This is a genomic window from Roseateles sp. P5_E1 (assembly GCF_054049335.1).
In genome coordinates this window covers 29,831-46,806 of sequence record NZ_JBFUMN010000040.1, presented here as the reverse complement: position 1 = coordinate 46,806, position 16,976 = coordinate 29,831, and the positions used below count along the sequence as shown (strand labels likewise).

Genomic DNA, 16,976 nt, shown 5'->3' with positions numbered 1-16,976 from the left:
GGCCGACGCGAACGGCCGGCCATGGCCTGGCCCTGCGCAATGTGCGCCAGCGGCTGAAGCTGATGCACGATGTCGCGGCGCGCTTCGAGATCGAATCCACCGAGCAGCGCTTTTCCTTGCGTATCCTGGTGCCGTTATGACCACAGCCCTGCGCGTCCTTCTCGTCGACGACGAACCCCTGGCCCGGCTGCGCCTGCGCGGCCTGGTCGACGCCATCCAGGAACCGCGCTGCGAGGTCGTCGCCGAGGCGGCCACCGGTTCCCAGGCCGCGGCCTGGCTGCGCGAACATGGCTGCGACATCGTGCTGCTGGACGTGCAGATGCCCGGCGCCGACGGCCTGCAGCTCGCCGACAGCCTGGCCCAGCGTCAGGCGGATCAGCCCGGCCTGCCGGCGCCGCTGATCATTTTCGTCACGGCCCATGCCATGCATGCGCTGCGCGCCTTCGAACTCGACGCGCTGGACTATCTGACCAAGCCCGTGCGCCGCGAGCGCTTGCAGGCCGCCCTGGCCCGCGCCGCGCAGCGCCTGGCCGAGCGGGGTGCCGCCCAGGCCCAGCAGCCGTTGGACACGCCCGGCGCGCCCGGCGCTCCTGATATGGCTGACTTCGTCACGCTGACCGACCGGGGCCGCCTGCTGCGCGTGCCGATCGCGGAGGTGCTGTATTTCAAGGCCGAACTGAAATACCTGACGCTGCGCACCGCCAGCGAAAGCCATGTGATGGACGGGGCCCTGTCCGACCTGGAGCAGCGCTTCGGCGAGCGCTTCCTGCGCGTGCACCGCAACGCGCTGGTGGCGCGCTGGGCCGTGCGCGAACTGGAGCGCCACGCGCCGACATCCTTCGGTGAGCTGGATGGCGGTGACTCCGCCGAGGTGGCCGACAGCTGGGCGGTGCGCGTCGTCCATGTCGACGAATGGCTGGYCGTGTCACGGCGCCAGGTGGCGGCCGTGCGCGAGGCACTGGCGGGACAGGCGCGTTGAGGCGAGGCAGGAGGTGGCTGGCGTTGGGCCTGCTGATGCTGGCGACTGCCGGCGGCCTGGCCGGGTGGCGGGTGTGGCGGCCACCGCAGCCCAGCTCGGCGGCGCCAGTCGCCGCGCCATCGGTCGCGGCCAGCTCGACGCCGGTGCCAGCGCTGGCGACTGCGGCCGCGCGGTCCATCGCGGCCTCCGTGGTGCAGCCACAGGCCAGCGGGCCGGCGGGCGCCGAGTCGAAGGAATTCGTCGAGGTCTGCGGCTTCGGCCGGGTGAAGCGTGCCGACATGGATGGCAAGAGCGAGGAGCCGCCGCCTTGGGCGCAGGTCTGGGAGCGGCAGGCCGAGGAGGGCAGGGCCAGCCTGCTCAGGCGTTTGGAGGCGGGTAGCCCGGGGCAGCGTATCTCCGCCGCCGTGCTGCGTGACGACGTGCAGGCGGCCGCCGCGCTCGCGGCCACGACCACCGACGCGGCAGCCTATCGCCTGGCACTGAGTGCCTGCCGCAACGATGCAGCCCGCCGAGTTGCTGCCGCCAGGCCGCCTTTGCCGCCGGCGTCGTATCCCAGTGGCGTGTTCCTGACAGAACCGCAGGCCCCCGGTCCTCTGCCGACGGCCTGTGCCGCACTGACCCTGGAAAGGCTGGAGCTGCTCAACCCTGGCGACGCCTGGCCCTGGCAAGCCCGCATGCAGGACAGCCAGCAGCGTGGCGACGCAGCGGGTGTTTCCCAGGCCCTCTATCAATTCGCCCAGCGTGCCCGCACGGCCCCGCCATTCAGGCCGCTATCCATCGCCATGGCCGAAGTCGCGGCGGCCGAGCCGACGCCGGAGGAGGCCATGGCTCTGATGATGGTGCTTGGGAAAGACATGGCCATCATGCAAAGCCCGCACTTCGAGATCTCGCGCGCCTGCCGCCCCGAAACGCTCGGTGATGCCAACAGGCGCCAGCTTTGCGAGCAAGCCGTGCGACGCCTGCCCGAGATGACGACGGAGCTCATCGAAGCCAGCCTGCTGTACAGGCTGGAGGAGCGCGTCGGCCTGGTGCACAGCGCCAAGGCTCTGCAGCGCGATGAGGGCAACCGGGTCCTTGAGGCGATGGCGGCAGACTCGATGCGGTGGTTGAAAGAGCCCAACTGTGGCGGCCTCAGCCGCATGGGGCGACAGCTCGCCCTGCTGGCTCGCCAGGGCGAGCTGGCCTATGCCCGCACGGTGATGAAGGACAGGCCGGCATCCGCGCCACCCTGAGGCGGCCGGCCTTGCCTATGTTGACGGCATGACTGCACGGACGCATCGCTGGTTTGGGATCGTGGCAGCCGGGGTGACGGCCTACCGGCGGCGTCGAGTGCCGGTTCGGCCGTCCTGGCGCGCATCATGGCCACGCCGCGCCAGCCAGCCTCTGCCAGCAAGGGTTGAGTCAACCTGCTGGTACCCGCTGCATCGCCCTCAGGCTCTCCAGCACCAGCCCATTGACCCGCGCCGCCTCCGTGATCGGCGCCATGTGCCCGGCACCGTCCAGCATCCTGAGCTTCACCAGCGGCAGCCGCACCGACAGGCTCTGCGCCACGCGGCGGGCGCTGGCGCGGGTGGCGCTGCCGCAGATCAGTTGCACCGGCATGCGCAGCAGGTCCAGCAAGCTGTCGCTCCATTGCGCGGCGAACAGGGCCTCGAAATGGCGGCGCACTGTCGGCATGGCTTCGGCGATACGCAGCTGCGCGGCGATGTCCATCTCGGGCCAGACGTCGCGGCCCTGCCAATAGGCGCAGAAACCGCGCGCGGCGCCGAAATCGTCGCTGCGGTCGAGTGCGGCACCCAGCGTGGCGGCGACCGCGCTGATTTCTTCCCACTCCGGCTCGTTCGGACCCAGGGCTGGCAGCACGCCGAAGGCCACGGGTTCGTACAAGGTCAGCGACAGCACGCGCTGCGGCTGCTGCAGGGCCATCTGCAGGGCGACGGCGCCTCCATAGCTGTGGCCGACGAGATGAAAGCCCTGGTTGGTTGCGAACGGCAAGCCGGCGAGCACGCCGTTGGCTTCGACCGACAGCTGGCTGGGCATCAGCTCCGGCCAGTCGGGCCGGCCGCCATGGCCGTAGAGATCGGGCGTGTGCCACTGCCAGGCGTCACTACCCTGGGCAACGAGGCGGCGCCATTGCTTGCCGCTGGCGGCGCTGGAGTGCAGGCAGACGACGGGGGTGGCTTGGGACTCGGTCATGGCGATCTCCGGTATGTGGCGGCATCCTCCGGTGCGTGTGTTTCAAGCAGGCTGCGAAGGGCCGGGCGTTTGTTTCATTCGTTTCAGGCCGCCGCGCCGGCGGGCGGCGCAGGGGATCACGAACCCAGTCGCATGGAAGGGGCTGTAGGTATGGGCCTACCCGTGAGCAGGCCGCAGGCCGATGTTTGCTGCACTGCGGTGGCGCCTAGGCTGGGGCTCCCCAATCAACAGGAGCGCGCAATGAAGCACGCCAAGCATTTCTCGGCAACGGCCCTGGCCTGCGCGCTGGTGGCCGGCACGCCCTTCCTGGCCGAGCCAGCCCAGGCGCAGCAGCGCAGCAGCCAGGTGGCGATGCTGCGCGTGACGGGCTTCGACGTCGAACAGGTCGACCGCCTCGAGCCGGGCGCCGAGCTGAACTTCACGGTCTGGGGCACGCCGGGGGCAAACGTGCTGCTGCAGATCGACGGCAGCCGGCGCACGGTGCGCCTGGACGAGACCAGCGCGGGCCGCTATCAGGGCAGCTACATCATTGGCCGCTCGGACCGCATCGGGCCGGATTCGCGGGTGCATGCCAATCTGCGCCGTGACAACCGCGTCACGACGGCGCTGCTGGGCGAAGCGCTGCAGGCGGGCTGGCCGGTGCCGGGCGAGACGGCCCTGCGGCCGGAGATCCAGTCCATGGATGTTGTGCGCGAACGCGGCCGTGGCCGCGCCGAGGCGCTGCGCTACACCTTGCGTGGCACACCAGGTGGCCAGGCCTCCGTGCTGCTGCAGGGCAGCGAGACGCGCAACATCGTCCTTGAGGAGATTCGCCCCGGCGAATATGCCGGCACCTATGTGCTGCCGCGCGGCGCCTGGGTGGATACCGAGCGGCCTTTGACGGCCCAGTTGCGCCTGGGGGACCGCAGCGTGCGCAGCAGCGTGCCCAATGCGTATGCCAGTGTGAACCTGCCGCCGCGCCGCGCCGAGGCCTGCTATGACTGCGCGACCGTGCAGGCCGTGAATGCCGTGCAGGTCGACGGCGAGGGCCGCGTGCTGGGCACGGTGGCCGGCGGCGTGCTGGGCGCGGTGGTGGGCAGCCAGTTCGGCAAGGGCGATGGCCGCACGGCCGCGGGCGTGGCCGGAGCAGTGGGCGGCGCACTGCTGGGCCGCGAGATCCAGAAGCGCAACAGCGAGCGCACGCAGTACGAAGTGGTGGTGCGCACGAACGACGGCCAGCAGCGCACGGTCGTCTATGCCGACCCGCCGTCTTTCCGCGTGGGCGACACGGTGCGCGTCGTTGGCGACACGCTGGCGGCCTACCAGCGCTAGCGTCCAGGCGACGCGGTCGGGGGCGTGCGCTTCAACCGGTGTTGCGCAGCCCCGCGGCGATGCCGTTGATGGACAGATGGATGCCGCGCTGCACGCGCTCCATGGCCGGGTCGTCGGCCTGGGTGCGGCGGTAGCGGCGCATCAGCTCGACCTGCAGGTGGTTGAGCGGATCGATGTAGGGAAAGCGGTGCTCGATGGAGCGGGCCAGCGACGGGTTGGCCGCAAGGCGCTTGTCGTCGCCGGTGATGAGGCTCAGCGCCGCTTGCGTGAGGTCGAACTCGGCGCGGATGGCCGTGAAGATGCGCTTGCCGAGCTTCTTGTCYTCCACCAGYTCSACGTAGCGCTCGGCCAGGGCCAGGTCGGTCTTGGCCAGCACCATGTCGAGGTTGGACAGCAGCGCGCGGAAGAAGGGCCAGCCCTTGAGCATGCGCTTGAGCAGGGCCAGGTTCTTGGCGCGCTGTGCCGGCTCTTCGCCGAGGAAGGCCTCCACGCCGGAGCCGAAGCCGCACCAGCCGGGCAGGGCGACGCGGGCCTGGCCCCAGGAAAAGCCCCAGGGGATGGCGCGCAGGTCTTCGATGGCGCGCGTAGCCTTGCGTGAGGCCGGGCGTGAGCCGATGTTCAGCTCGGCGATCTCGCGGATCGGCGTGCTGGCGAAGAAGTAGTCGGCAAAGCCGGGCGTGTCGTAGACGAGACCGCGGTAGGCGTCGAAGCTTGCGTCCGACAGCGCCTGTGCAGCCTGCAAAAAGCCCTTGGGCGCGCTCTGCGTCGGATGCAGCAGCGTGGCCTCCAGCGTGGCGGCCACCAGCGTTTCCAGGTTGCGCCGGCCGATCTCCGGGTGGGCGTACTTGGAGGCGATGACCTCGCCCTGCTCGGTCAGGCGGATCTGGCCGTTCACGGTGCCGGGAGGCTGGGCCAGGATGGCCTGATAGCTCGGGCCGCCGCCGCGGCCGACGGTGCCGCCACGGCCGTGGAAGAGGCGTAGCGTGATGGGGCCGACGCGCTTCAATTCGTCGAACAGCTCGACCAGCGCGATCTCGGCGCGGTAGAGCTCCCAGGACGACGTGAACATGCCGCCGTCCTTGTTGCTGTCCGAGTAGCCCAGCATGATGTCCTGCTCGCCGCTCGAACGGTCCACCAGGCCGCGCACGCCGGGCAGGGCGTAGAACTCGCGCATGATGTCCGGCGCGACGCGCAGGTCGCCAATGGTCTCGAACAGCGGCACGATGATGAGGTCGCTGACCGCATACTCGGTCAGCACGCCGCGCAGCAGGCCGGTTTCCTTCAGCAGCAGGGCCACTTCCAGCAGGTCGGACACCGACTCGGTGTGCGAAATGATGTAGTGGCGCAGCGCCTCGCGGCCGAAGCGGGCCAGGGCCTCGTGGGCGGCTTCGAAGGTGGCGAGTTCGAACAGCGTCTTGTCGGTATAGCTCGCGCCGATGACGCGCAGCGGGCGGGCGTCGTTCAGCAGCTTCAGCAGCAGTTCGCGCTTGGCGGCTTCATCGAGCGCCGGGTAGTCGGCCTCGATCCGGGCCGTGGCCAGCAACTCCGCCAGCACCAGCTCGTGCTGGTCGCTGCTCTGGCGCAGGTCCAGCGTGGCGAGGTGGAAACCGAACACCTGCACGGCGCGGACCAGCGGGCTCAACCGCGGTGCGATCAGCGCTTCGGCATGGTGGCTCTTCAGCGAGGCCTCGATGATGCGCAGGTCGGCCAGCAGCTCATCGGGTGTGCGATAGGGGTCTTGCGGCGCGACGGCATGGCGCAGCGCCTCGGTGCCGGTCAGCGCATGCAGGGTGGCGGCCAGGCGGGCATACATGCCCGTCAGCGCACGGCGGTAAGGCTCGTCCATGCGATGGACGTTCTGGTCGGGGCTGCGCTCGGCGAGCTTCTGCATGTCGGCAGAGACGCCCGTCAGGTGTAGCGAGATGGACAGCTCCGCGCCCAACTCGTGCAGCTCGGTCAGGTAGTGGCGCAGCGCCACCTCACTCTGGCGCTGCATGGCGCGCTTGAGCGTCACGGCGCCGACGTTGGGGTTGCCGTCGCGGTCGCCGCCGATCCAGTTGCCCATGCGCAGGAAGCTGGGCAGTTGCTCGCCGGGCAGGTGCTCCTCCAGCTCGGCATAGAGCTTGGGAATCTGGCGCAGGAAGGTGGACTGGTAGTAGGAGAGCGCGTTCTCGATCTCGTCGGCCACCGTCAGCTTGGAGTAGCGCAGCATGCGGGTCTGCCAGAGCTGGGTGATGCGGGCGCGCAGCAGGCCCTCGGTGTCGCGCAGCTCACGCTCCGTGCCCGCGCGGTCGCGAGCTTCCAACAGGCCGGCCACGGCGCGCTCGGCGTCCAGGATGCTCTTGCGCTGCACCTCGGTCGGGTGGGCCGTCAGCACCGGCGAGATGAAGCCGCGCTTGAGCACCTCGGCGATCTCGGTCGGGCGGATGCCGGCCTCGTGCAGATGCTCCAGGCAATAGGCCAGCGAGCCGGGCTGCAGGCTGCCGGCGCGCTCGTGCACGTCGCGGCGGCGGATGTGGTGACGATCCTCGGCGATGTTGGCCAGATGCGAGAAATAGCTGAAGGCGCGGATGACGCTGACGGCCTGCTCGCCGGACAGGCTCTTCAGCAGCTTGTCGAAGCGCTTGCCAGCCTCCTTGTCGTGCTTGTGGCGATAGGCCACCGACAGCTGGCGGATGCGCTCGACCAGCTCGTAGGCCTCGCGCCCCTCCTGTTCGCGGATGACGTCGCCGAGGATGCGCCCGAGCAGCCGGATGTCAGCCACCAGCGGTTCATTCTTGTCGGCCTTTTTGTCGATCTCTTGGCGGGCAGGAGCGGCTCGTGAGGGCATGGCAGGTCGTCCGAGAAGGAATTGCTATAGGAGAAGTAACCAAGTTACCTCTCCGTGACTCTAGCAGTTTCTTCTCTGGAACGGGCCCCTTCACTGTGCTGCCGGCGCTGTCGTGAAACCGTCGCTGAGCGTGCGCAGGAAGGCGACAACGTCGGTCACGTCCTGGGCGGTCAGGGCCGGCGGCTGGCCGGCGCGCCGGAAGGGTGCGCCTTGCTGGACATTGCCGTGGTAGAGGGCGGGCAGGTCGTTATAGACCAGGGCCTGTCCGTTGACGGTCGGGTACCAGCGCGCCGGATCGAGGTCACGCGTGGCGTAGAAGGCGACGGCGTCTTCGAGTGCGGCGAAGCGGGCGTTGTGGAAGTACGGTCCCGTCAAGGCGACGTTGCGCAGCGTCGGCGTGCGGAACATGCCGCACAGGTCGGCGCGGCCAGCGAGGTCGCTGCGGGCGCACAGGCCGAGATCGAAGAAGGCCGGATTGGCGGTGGCCTGGCTCTGGTTGCGCGGCACGCCGAGGGCGTGATAGCTGAAGTTGGTGAACAGGGCGCGGTTCAGGCCTGGCTGGATTTGAACAGGCCGGCTGTCATGGCAACTGGCGCAGTTGCCGCGCTGCGGGTCGTTGAACAGATTGAGGCCGCGCTGCTCCTGGGCGGTGAAGGTGGCGCGGCCGTCCTGGACCGCGTCGAACTTGCTTGTGAACGGATGGAACCTGGCGTCATCGGCCTGGTAGCGGGCGAGTGCGATGACGGCGGCGTCGACCCACTGGTTGTCAGTCGCGGCGGCCGGCAGATTGGCTGCGGCACGCAGGTCGGCCGAATAGGGCAGGGCGCGCAACCGGGTTGCCAGCGCGGCGACGTCGGCATTGGCCATCTCGTCAGCATTGAACAGTGGCCCGCGCGCCTGCTCGCTGCGGTTGTTGGCGCGGCCATCCCAGAACAGCCCGCCGCGGGGGCGGCCCTGGGCGTCAAACCCAAAAGCGCCGGCTTGGTCGAGGTAGCGCGCGCTCGGCGAGCTGCGCAGGCCCTGGTGGGTGCCGTCGGCACCACCCAGGGGCAGGAAGCTGCCAGCGGCGTCCGAATGGCCGCGCGCCTCGACGTGGCAGCTGGCGCAAGCCAGCTTGCCGCTGGCGGAGAGGCTGACCTCCTCGAACAACCGGTCGCCGACCTGGGCCAGCGTCGGCACGGGAACTGGCGCTGGCAAAGGCGTGCGGGGTGGGCGCTGGGCGGCGGCATCGGCGCTGGCGTCGGCAGCGGCGCCGCCAGCGCCGCCGCCGCAGCCAGCGAGCAGGCAGAGCAGCATTGCGGGCAGCAGGATGTGGCGGGCGGGCATGGCGGTCTCCTTCGTTGGCATGCCGCGAGCTTCCCGGCCGAGCGTGGGCCCAGCATGGAGAAACCGTGGAGGCTGGCTCCACAGTTGCCCGGCAAGATGCGCGCATGCGTCTCGTCCACCAGTTGTCCCTGCTTCTCATCACCATCGCGCTGGCGGCCGTCGCGGCCGTGGCCGGTCTCGTGGTCTGGAATCTGCGCGCCGGCTTCAGTGACTATCTGCAGGCTCAGGACGGCGAGCACCTGACGCGACTGATGGAAGCCGCCGAGCGAGACCTGGCCCGGCGCGGCGGGGCGCCGCAGGACTGGCGCCCGGCGCTGCGTGACTGGCTGGACACCGTGCGCGTGTCGACGGGGCATGGCGGCCCTGCTGAAGGACCACCGCCGGGCGGCCGGTCCGACGATCCGCCGCCACCGGAGCGTGGCGATCCCGAGGGCCGCCGTCCGCCGCCTGACCCGCGCCGCGACCCACCACCGCCGCGCCGCGACCCTTCCAATTTCGGCCCACGTGTCGTTGTGCTGGCTGCCGATGGCATCACCCCGCTGGCGGGCCGCCGCGAGACGCTGGGCCGCCCCGGCCAGACCCGCGCCATCAAGCTCAATGGCCAGACGCTGGCCGTGCTGCGGCTGGCGGAACGTGCCGGGCCGGCCGAGGGGGTGGACGCCAGTTTCCTGCGACGGCAGTACATCGGCTTGGGCGTTGTGGTCGGGGGTGTCCTCATCGTGGCCTTGGTGCTGGCACGGCTGCTCGCCGTGCGCTGGGCGCGGCCATTGGCCGAGGCCCAGGTTGCGGCACGGCGGATCGCGGCGGGCGAGTTCGACGTGCGCCTGCCCGCGCCCCGCGATGGCGGCGGCGCCAGCGAGATCACAGGCCTGCACGCGGACATCAACGGCATGGCCGAGGCGCTGCAGCGACTGGAGAGCAGCCGCCAGCGCTGGATCGCCGAGCTGTCCCACGAGTTGCGCACGCCGCTGGCCGTGCTGCGTGGCGAGGTCGAGGCGCTGGTGGACGGCATACGGCCGCTGGACAGCACGGCGCTCAACTCGCTGCAGGAAGAGATCAAGCGCCTTTCCCGCCTGGTTGAAGACTTCCATCTGCTGGCCACGTCGGAGCTGCGGTCCCTGCCTTGCCAGTTCGAGCCCGTGGCGCCGGTTGCGCTGCTGCAGGCGGCCCTTGAGCGCGTCGCGCCGCGTGCCAGGGCGCGGGGCCTGGTCATCGAGGCGCCCTTGCCGCAGGTGCTGCCGGCCGCGTGCTGGGATGCGGTGCGAGTCTCTCAACTGCTGGCCAATCTGCTTGAGAACAGCCTGCGCTACACCGAGGCTCCCGGCCTGCTGCAAGTGTCGGCGCGCTCGCTGGGCACGGCCATCGAGATCCGCATCGAAGACACACCGCCCGGCGTGGCGGAGGCCGAGCTGGACCGCCTGTTCGACCCGCTCTACCGTGTCGACCCCTCGCGCAGTCGCGCCTTTGGGGGCTCGGGCCTGGGCTTGGCCATCGCCCGTGCCATCGCGCTGGCCCATGGTGGTCGCCTGCACGCCGAGGCCTCGACGCTGGGCGGCCTGGCCATGGTGCTGACACTGCCGCTCAAACCCGAGGGAAATGGCCTATGAGCGATCTCATCCTGATCGTCGAGGACGAGCCCAAGCTGGCGGCCCTGGTGCGGGACTATCTGCAGGCCGCCGGCTACCGCAGCGAATGGCTGGCCGATGGCCGCCAGGCGCTGGAGAGGCTCAAGACCGGCCCGATGCCGGCGGCGGTGCTGCTGGACGTCATGCTGCCCGGGCTGGACGGCCTGGAGGTCTGCCGCGCCGTGCGCATGTTCAGCGACGTGCCCATCCTCATCAACAGCGCCCGTGTCGAGGAACTGGACCGGCTGCTTGGCCTGGAACTGGGCGCGGACGACTACGTCTGCAAGCCCTTCAGCCCGCGCGAACTCGTGGCCCGCGTGAAGGCCCTGCTGCGCCGCGCCCAGGGACGGCTGGCGCCGGCCACACTGGTGCCGGCGGGTGGCGGCTTTGCGGTGGATGAGGCGGGCCAGCGCATCGTCTGGCAGGAGCAGGTGCTGTCGTTGACGCCGGTGGAGTTCCGCCTGTTGCGCCAGCTGCTGCAACAGCCGGGGCGCGTTTTCGAACGGTCGCAACTGCTGGATCTCATCCACGAGGACTTCCGCGACGTGTCCGACCGGGTTGTCGACAGCCACATCAAGAACATCCGCCGCAAGCTGGCGGCGCTGGAGCCAGCCCAGGAATGCATCGCTTCGGTGTACGGCGTGGGCTACCGGCTGGACCTGGCCTGAGCCTGCTTTCTCCACTGCGTTGCTTTTGGACAACTCATCACGGGCGCCGTACCTGCACTGAAACCAGAGGCACTCCTCTGGTGCCCAAGTGACCCATCATGGGCTTTCTGTCCCCATTCCGGGAAAACCAGACTGCGCCTGCAATTGAATCCTCCGCCACATTGGGATATTGTTGACAGCGTTGTCTATTTGAATTGACCCGCAGATCGATGTGCTCTTGGCAAGGATGCTGAGATCGCTACCAAAGCTCATCCCCGATGGTTGCGCGCAAGCGCACGATTCGCTGTCCGGCCACCCCGGAAAGAGCTGCTTTCGCAGGTGTTGTTGATTGCGCACACGGCAAGATCAACTCGCGTAAACCCCAGGAGTCATGGGGAGGCCAAAACGTACAGTACGCAGGCGCCTGCAACGGGCACTCTCTTTTTTGAGGAGTGCTGGTAACGCTACCAAGTGCTGGCATCAGCGGGCCATAGAGTCGTCATCAATCGGCGCTACAGCCGCTTAAAGCAAGTAAGGAGACAAATGAAACACCCTCAGATTTCCAAAGTTCGGCGTGGTCCCGTGCGGTCCATCCGGCTCAAGCCCGTTGCGTGGGCCTCATCGATCGCGTTGCTTACGGGTGCCGCGGCCGTGCATGCTCAGCAGGCTGGCGCTGCGGCACCTGCATCTGCGGCGTCGGCTGCTGCCAACTCCCTGGAGACCGTGGTCATCACGGGTATTCGCCGGTCCCTTGACAGCGCTGTCACCCTGAAGCGCGATTCACGCGGCTTGGTCGATGGCATCGTGGCCGAAGACATCGGCAAGTTCCCGGACACCAACCTGGCCGAGTCGATGCAGCGCATCGCCGGCGTGTCCATCGACCGGAACATGAGCGGTGAAGGCTCGCAAGTCACCGTTCGCGGCGTCGGCCCGCAGTTCAACATGGTGCTGCTGAACGGCCGGCAGATGCCGACCTCCAATGGTGCCGGCCGCGCCTTCGACTTTGCCAACCTGTCCTCCGACGCAGTTTCCGCGCTGGAGGTGTACAAGACCGCGCGAGCCTCGTCGCCGACGGGCGGTATCGGCGCCACCATCAACGTCAAGACGGCCCGCCCGCTGGATGTGCGCGAAACCATCGCCAGCATCGGCATCAAGGCCAACTATGACGAGTCGATCGGCCGCCTGCCGGGCGAGATTGCGGGCTCGAAGGTCACGCCAGAAATCTCCGGCATCTACAGCACGTCCTTCGGGGACCGCACGCTCGGCATCTCGATCAGCGGCAACTACTCGAAGCGCAATTCGGGCTCCAACAACGCCTTCACTGGCAACGGTTGGCAAACTCAGCCGATTACGAACGGTGCCGCCGGTACGGCGTATGACGGTGTTCCGGCCGGCAACCTGAAGAACTTCCCGACCAGCGGCTATGTGACGCACACGAATGACGTGCGTTACCGCGTGACCGATCTGGAGCGCGAGCGCATCAACGGTCAGGCCGTTCTGCAGTTCTCCCCGACGAAGGAACTGAAGTTCACGCTGGACCACACGATTGCCATCAACGCGACCAAGCAGAACGCCATTGAGAACTCCTCCTGGTTCGGCCCCTCGTATTCGGGCCCGTTGAATGGCCAGCCGCCCACGACCTTCACCGCCACGGGCCAGGTCTACGACCCGATCATCCAGACGGCCACCTGGGACGGCACGCACGACTTCGCGATGTACGCTGCCCAGCAGGCGGTCAAGACCAAGCTGAACTCCACCGGTTTCAATGCGGCATGGAAGGTCAGCGAGAAGCTGAACATCGATCTCGACGCTCACCATTCGACGTCCCGGACCAATCCGGACAGCCCCTACGGCGACACCAACGTCATTGACCTGGCAATGTTCAACCAGGGCAACACGACGATGTACTACGACCAGAAGTTCCCGGTCATGCAGTCGCCCGGCTTGAAGTACGACTCCAGCAAGACCACCGTCACGGGATCTCAGTTCACGAACAACATTTCGTACCAGGACGTCGACCAGGTCCAGGCCAGCGGCACCTACAAGCTCAGCGCCGACGACAAGCTGCTCGCCGGCCTCGGTTTCACCAAGCTGAAGAATCGTTCCGCCGGCTCGAACAACTTCCACGGCGACTGGGGTGGCATCGGCCCGCAAGGCTCGTTCAAGGACATGACCGTCGCCCAGTACAACATCGCCAGCTTCTACGGCCGGATTCCTGGTAGCAGCGACCCGCGCCAGTTCCCGACGTTCTTCGTGCCGAACTTCGACCAACTGCGTGCGCAGGCCGTCAAGAACGCGCAGTCGTATCGTCCGACGTCGCTCCCGGCGGGCAATCCGCTGAGCGCGGCGGAGGCAGATGCCTACTTCAAGCCGTATACGGACTTCACCAACGGCAACGATTGGCGCACCACCGAGAAGTCGACCGCGGCCTACGGTCAGTGGGACCACTCGTTCGACACGTCCATCCCGATGAACCTGTCGGTCGGTCTGCGCTATGAGCAGACGAAGATCACGTCCTCGTCACAAGTCACCTCCTACAACGCCACCACCTGGTATGCGGAAAACGAGGTGAGGCTCGATGGCGCAACCACGACCTTCGGTACCAAGGACGGCAAGTACAGCTATTGGCTGCCCAGCATCGACTGGGATGCCGACCTGACGTCCGATATCAAGGTGCGCGCGAGCTACGGTGTCAACATCGGTCGCCCGAACTTCGGCGACATGCTGGGCGGTGTCGCTCTGAACGCGAACTCGGGCCGCTACAACATCCATGGTGCCGGTTCGACCGGTGACCCGGCACTGAAGCCGCTGAAGTCCAAGAACTTGGACCTGTCTGCCGAGTACTACTACGCCAAGTCGTCGTATGTGGCAGCGGGCGCCTTCTACAAGAAGGTATCCGACTTCTTCACCACGAAAACGGTTCAGCAAACGTTCGCCGGCCTGAACCAGCCTGCCAGTGGCACGTATTTCGACGCTGCCCGGGCGTCGGGTATTCCTGCTGACAGTCCCAAGCTGCTGCGCAACTACATCTTCAAGAACTACAACGGCCAGCCGGGCGTCACGGTCACCGATGCCAGTGACCCGAACTTCCTGAAGGGCAACATTGCGGGCACGGTCCCCGGCGCCCAGCCGCTGATCTTCGACATCACGACGCCGTCCAATGCCGGTGGCGACAACATCAAGGGCCTGGAGTTCAACTTCCAGCACATGTTCAGCACCAGTGGCTTCGGCGTCTCGGGCAACTACACGCTGGTCCGCAGTGGCCTGAAGTACCGCAACGACGCGTCAAGCACCGATGTGCAGTCCCCTCTGGTGGGTGTCAGCGATTCCGCCAACGTGGTGGGCTTCTACGAAAACGACCAGTGGTCGATTCGTGCCGCCTACAACTGGCGCGATTCGTTCCTCTTGGGTAACGACAACGGCAACAACCCGCGGTACACCGAGGCCTATGGGCAGGTGGACGCGTCCATCGGCTACAAGATTGGCAAGAACCTGACCCTGCAGGCCGACTTGCTGAACTTGAACGATGGCTACATCCGCACCCACGGCCGCAGCAAGAACGAGATCATCTCCGCCATCCAGACGGGCCGCCGTTACCTGGTCGGTGCTCGCTATCGCTTCTGAGCGATGAGCACCGCCGCCCGGTAAACGCCCCTCGGGGCCGTTCGCCGGGCGACCCAGATTGGCCGAGGCGGGCGCGCAACGCCCACCTCGGCCAAATTTCCTTTCAGAATTCCTCGGCCTTTGCGGCGTGCCCGGCACCCGCACGGCCATACTTTGCGGGATGAGTTCCGAGGTGACGACAGCCGTTCGACGTATCGTGGTGCTGGGGGGAGGCTCGGCCGGTTGGTTGACGGCTGCGACCCTGGCGGCGGAACTGGGCGGTGACGGCCCCGACGCGCTGCAGATCACGCTCATCGAATCCCCCGACGTGCCCTCCATCGGCGTGGGCGAGGGCACCTGGCCGACGATGCGCGCCACGCTGCATCGCATCGGCCTCAGTGAAGTCGACCTGATCCGCGAATGCGACGCAGCCTTCAAGCAGGGCTCCTGCTTCGACGGCTGGCTGTACGGCGGTGCCGGTGATCGCTACTACCACCCCTTCACGTTGCCTCACGGCCATGGCGAGGCCGACCTGGCAGGCGCATGGCTGCAGGCGGGCGGCGAGCACGCGTTTGCCGAAAGCGTGGGTGCGCAGCCGCATGTGTGCGACGCACGCCTGGCGCCCAAGCAGACGACGACGCCGGACTTCGCCGGCGTCCTCAACTACGGCTACCACTTCGACGCTGTCAAGCTCGGCCATCTGCTGCGCCGTCATGCGACGACGGTGCTCGGCGTTCGCCACATCGTCGATCACTTCGTCGCCGTGCGTTCGCACGAGAACGGCGACATCGCGGCGCTTGCGACCCGCGAGCACGGCGATCTCGAAGGCGATCTCTTCATCGACTGCTCCGGCATGGCCAGTTTGCTGCTGGGCCAGCACTACGGCGTCGGCCTCCGATGCCAAAAGGGCGTCCTCTTCAACGACAGCGCACTGGCCGTGCAGGTGCCGCATGCCGATGCCAAGGCGCCGCTCGCATCGGCCACCATCTCCACAGCCCATGCCGAGGGCTGGACGTGGGACATCGGCCTGCCCACGCGGCGCGGCATCGGCTTGGTGTTTTCAAGCGGCCATACCGACGATGCCGCCGCCGAGCGCGCGCTGCTGGGCCATCTGCAGCGCAACGGGCTGTCGCTGGGCGACGCAACGCCACGCCGGCTGAGCTTCAGCCCCGGCTACCGCGAGCATTTCTGGCATCGCAACTGCGTCGCCGTCGGGCTGTCTGCCGGCTTCATCGAGCCGCTGGAGGCGTCCGCGCTGGCGCTGGTCGAACTGTCGGCCGCGATGATCCGCGACGAGATGCCTGCCAATCGCGCCGACATGGACCTCGTCGCCAAACGCTTCAACGAGGCCTTCGCCTACCGCTGGTCGCGCATCATCGACTTCCTGAAGCTGCACTATGTGCTGAGCCGCCGCGACGACGCGGACTACTGGCGCGAGCACCGCAGCGCAGCGACGCAACCCGAGTCGCTGCGCGAACTGCTGCAGCTCTGGGCTCACCGCGCGCCGTCGCGCAACGACTTCTATCGCAACGAAGAGGTCTTCCCCGCCGCGAGCTACCAGTACGTGCTCTATGGCATGCATTTCAAGCCCGCGCTGCGGGCCCCGCGTGCCGACCAGCGGACCCAAGCCGAAACCGGCCTCAAGGACGTGACGACAATCACCCGGCGGTTGCTGGGCGGCCTGCCCCGCCACCGCGACCTCATCCAACACATCCGCGAGCACGGCATGCCGCCGGCCGCTTGATTTCCAGAGCCCATCCATGCCGCAACTGCTCAACAATATCCAGCACAAGGACCTGCGCGTCATCACCCAGCGCGGCGCGAAGTGGGGGGACGACATCATGTCGGCGCCCGTCACGGTGGACGAGTTCCGCAAGCTCCAGGCGCATTACCCCATCGTCTTCCAGCCTGACGGCAAGGGCGGCTTCGCGCCGGCGGCGCTGTTCGGCCTGCAGGAGGGGGAGAACCTGTTCCTGAACGAGCAGGGCTGGGATGCCGACTACCTGCCGCTGTCCGTACAGCGCCTGCCGTTCTCCATCGGCGTCGCCGATGACGAGCTGCGCATGATGGTCGACATGGACAGCAAGCGCATCAGCCTGGGCGCCGAGGGCGAGGCCGTGTTCCTGCCGCATGGCGGTACGACCGACTTCACCGAGAACGCGAACTCCGTGCTGCGCACGCTGCATGAGGGCTTAGAGGCCACGACCGACTTCATCCAGACGCTGATGAAGTACGAACTGCTCGAGTCCTTCGTGCTCGACGTGGAGCGCCCTGACGGCTCGCATGGTCAGCTGGCGGGCTACTACATCATCCAGGAGGAGCGCCTCGCCGCGTTGGACGCCAGCACCGTCGGCCTGCTGCACCAGGCCGACTACCTGCAGCCCATCTACATGGCCATCGCTTCGCTGTCCAACTTCACGAAGCTGATCAAGCGCCACCTCGCACGCGAGGGGTGAGCA

At 67.7% G+C, this 16,976-nt stretch carries 11 protein-coding genes; 8 read left to right on the top strand and 3 right to left on the bottom strand.

The features are described 5' to 3' along the window. Positions 1 to 136 precede the first annotated feature (136 nt). The gene (locus ACXJKJ_RS22685; protein ID WP_457392700.1) at positions 137 to 979 is read left to right on the top strand and encodes a LytR/AlgR family response regulator transcription factor; all 843 of its coding nucleotides are present in this window, start codon (positions 137 to 139) and stop codon (positions 977 to 979) included. Positions 980 to 1,014: 35 nt separating this feature from the next. Then, positions 1,015 to 2,211 (top strand): hypothetical protein, encoded by a 1,197-nt coding sequence (locus ACXJKJ_RS22680; protein WP_457355884.1) that lies wholly within the window; start codon positions 1,015 to 1,017, stop codon positions 2,209 to 2,211. Positions 2,212 to 2,380: 169 nt separating this feature from the next. Here the strand turns inward: ACXJKJ_RS22680 and ACXJKJ_RS22675 are convergent, their stop codons facing one another. Then, positions 2,381 to 3,175, bottom strand: a complete 795-nt coding sequence (locus ACXJKJ_RS22675) for an alpha/beta fold hydrolase (protein ID WP_457355883.1) — start codon at positions 3,173 to 3,175, stop codon at positions 2,381 to 2,383. 240 nt (positions 3,176 to 3,415) lie between these two features. Here ACXJKJ_RS22675 and ACXJKJ_RS22670 point away from each other — a divergent pair, with 240 nt between their 5' ends. Further along, the gene (locus tag ACXJKJ_RS22670; protein WP_457355882.1) at positions 3,416 to 4,486 is read left to right on the top strand and encodes a glycine zipper 2TM domain-containing protein; all 1,071 of its coding nucleotides are present in this window, start codon (positions 3,416 to 3,418) and stop codon (positions 4,484 to 4,486) included. A gap of 31 nt (positions 4,487 to 4,517) precedes the next feature. On the opposite strand, the gene ppc is transcribed toward ACXJKJ_RS22670, so the two are convergent. Together ppc and ACXJKJ_RS22660 are read right to left on the bottom strand one after the other, a co-directional pair. Next, entirely contained in the window at positions 4,518 to 7,316 is a 2,799-nt protein-coding gene (gene ppc / locus ACXJKJ_RS22665; protein WP_457392698.1) for a phosphoenolpyruvate carboxylase, read from the bottom strand. Positions 7,317 to 7,406: 90 nt separating this feature from the next. After that, positions 7,407 to 8,642, bottom strand: coding sequence for a cytochrome-c peroxidase (locus ACXJKJ_RS22660; protein WP_457392695.1), 1,236 nt, complete (start codon positions 8,640 to 8,642; stop codon positions 7,407 to 7,409). A 104-nt stretch (positions 8,643 to 8,746) separates the two neighbouring features. On the opposite strand from ACXJKJ_RS22660, the gene ACXJKJ_RS22655 reads away from it, so the two are divergent. The 5 genes from ACXJKJ_RS22655 to ACXJKJ_RS22635 all read left to right on the top strand — a co-directional run bounded on the left by ACXJKJ_RS22655 (position 8,747) and on the right by ACXJKJ_RS22635 (position 16,973). After that, the gene (locus tag ACXJKJ_RS22655; RefSeq protein ID WP_457392692.1) at positions 8,747 to 10,249 is read left to right on the top strand and encodes an ATP-binding protein; all 1,503 of its coding nucleotides are present in this window, start codon (positions 8,747 to 8,749) and stop codon (positions 10,247 to 10,249) included. Next, positions 10,246 to 10,935, top strand: a complete 690-nt coding sequence (locus tag ACXJKJ_RS22650; RefSeq protein ID WP_457392690.1) for a response regulator — start codon at positions 10,246 to 10,248, stop codon at positions 10,933 to 10,935. The genes ACXJKJ_RS22655 and ACXJKJ_RS22650 overlap by 4 nt, the downstream gene beginning before the upstream one ends. 522 nt (positions 10,936 to 11,457) lie before the next feature. Next, entirely contained in the window at positions 11,458 to 14,538 is a 3,081-nt protein-coding gene (locus ACXJKJ_RS22645; protein ID WP_457392687.1) for a TonB-dependent receptor, read from the top strand. 172 nt (positions 14,539 to 14,710) lie between these two features. Then, complete coding sequence (locus ACXJKJ_RS22640) at positions 14,711 to 16,261, top strand: tryptophan halogenase family protein (RefSeq protein WP_457392685.1); 1,551 nt, start codon at positions 14,711 to 14,713, stop codon at positions 16,259 to 16,261. 16 nt (positions 16,262 to 16,277) lie between these two features. Next, positions 16,278 to 16,973: a SapC family protein gene (locus tag ACXJKJ_RS22635; protein WP_457392682.1), complete on the top strand. Its 696-nt coding sequence runs from the start codon at positions 16,278 to 16,280 to the stop codon at positions 16,971 to 16,973. The last annotated feature ends 3 nt before the right edge of the window (positions 16,974 to 16,976 follow it).

Excerpts from the sequence above, each read along its gene's own strand:
- ACXJKJ_RS22680 (WP_457355884.1), top strand. The coding sequence starts at position 1,015 with ATGCTGGCGACTGCCGGCGGCCTGGCCGGGTGGCGGGTGTGGCGGCCA.
- ACXJKJ_RS22675 (WP_457355883.1), bottom strand. The coding sequence starts at position 3,175 with ATGACCGAGTCCCAAGCCACCCCCGTCGTCTGCCTGCACTCCAGCGCC.
- ACXJKJ_RS22670 (WP_457355882.1), top strand. The coding sequence starts at position 3,416 with ATGAAGCACGCCAAGCATTTCTCGGCAACGGCCCTGGCCTGCGCGCTG.
- ACXJKJ_RS22660 (WP_457392695.1), bottom strand. The coding sequence starts at position 8,642 with ATGCCCGCCCGCCACATCCTGCTGCCCGCAATGCTGCTCTGCCTGCTC.
- ACXJKJ_RS22655 (WP_457392692.1), top strand. The coding sequence starts at position 8,747 with ATGCGTCTCGTCCACCAGTTGTCCCTGCTTCTCATCACCATCGCGCTG.
- ACXJKJ_RS22650 (WP_457392690.1), top strand. The coding sequence starts at position 10,246 with ATGAGCGATCTCATCCTGATCGTCGAGGACGAGCCCAAGCTGGCGGCC.
- ACXJKJ_RS22645 (WP_457392687.1), top strand. The coding sequence starts at position 11,458 with ATGAAACACCCTCAGATTTCCAAAGTTCGGCGTGGTCCCGTGCGGTCC.
- ACXJKJ_RS22635 (WP_457392682.1), top strand. The coding sequence starts at position 16,278 with ATGCCGCAACTGCTCAACAATATCCAGCACAAGGACCTGCGCGTCATC.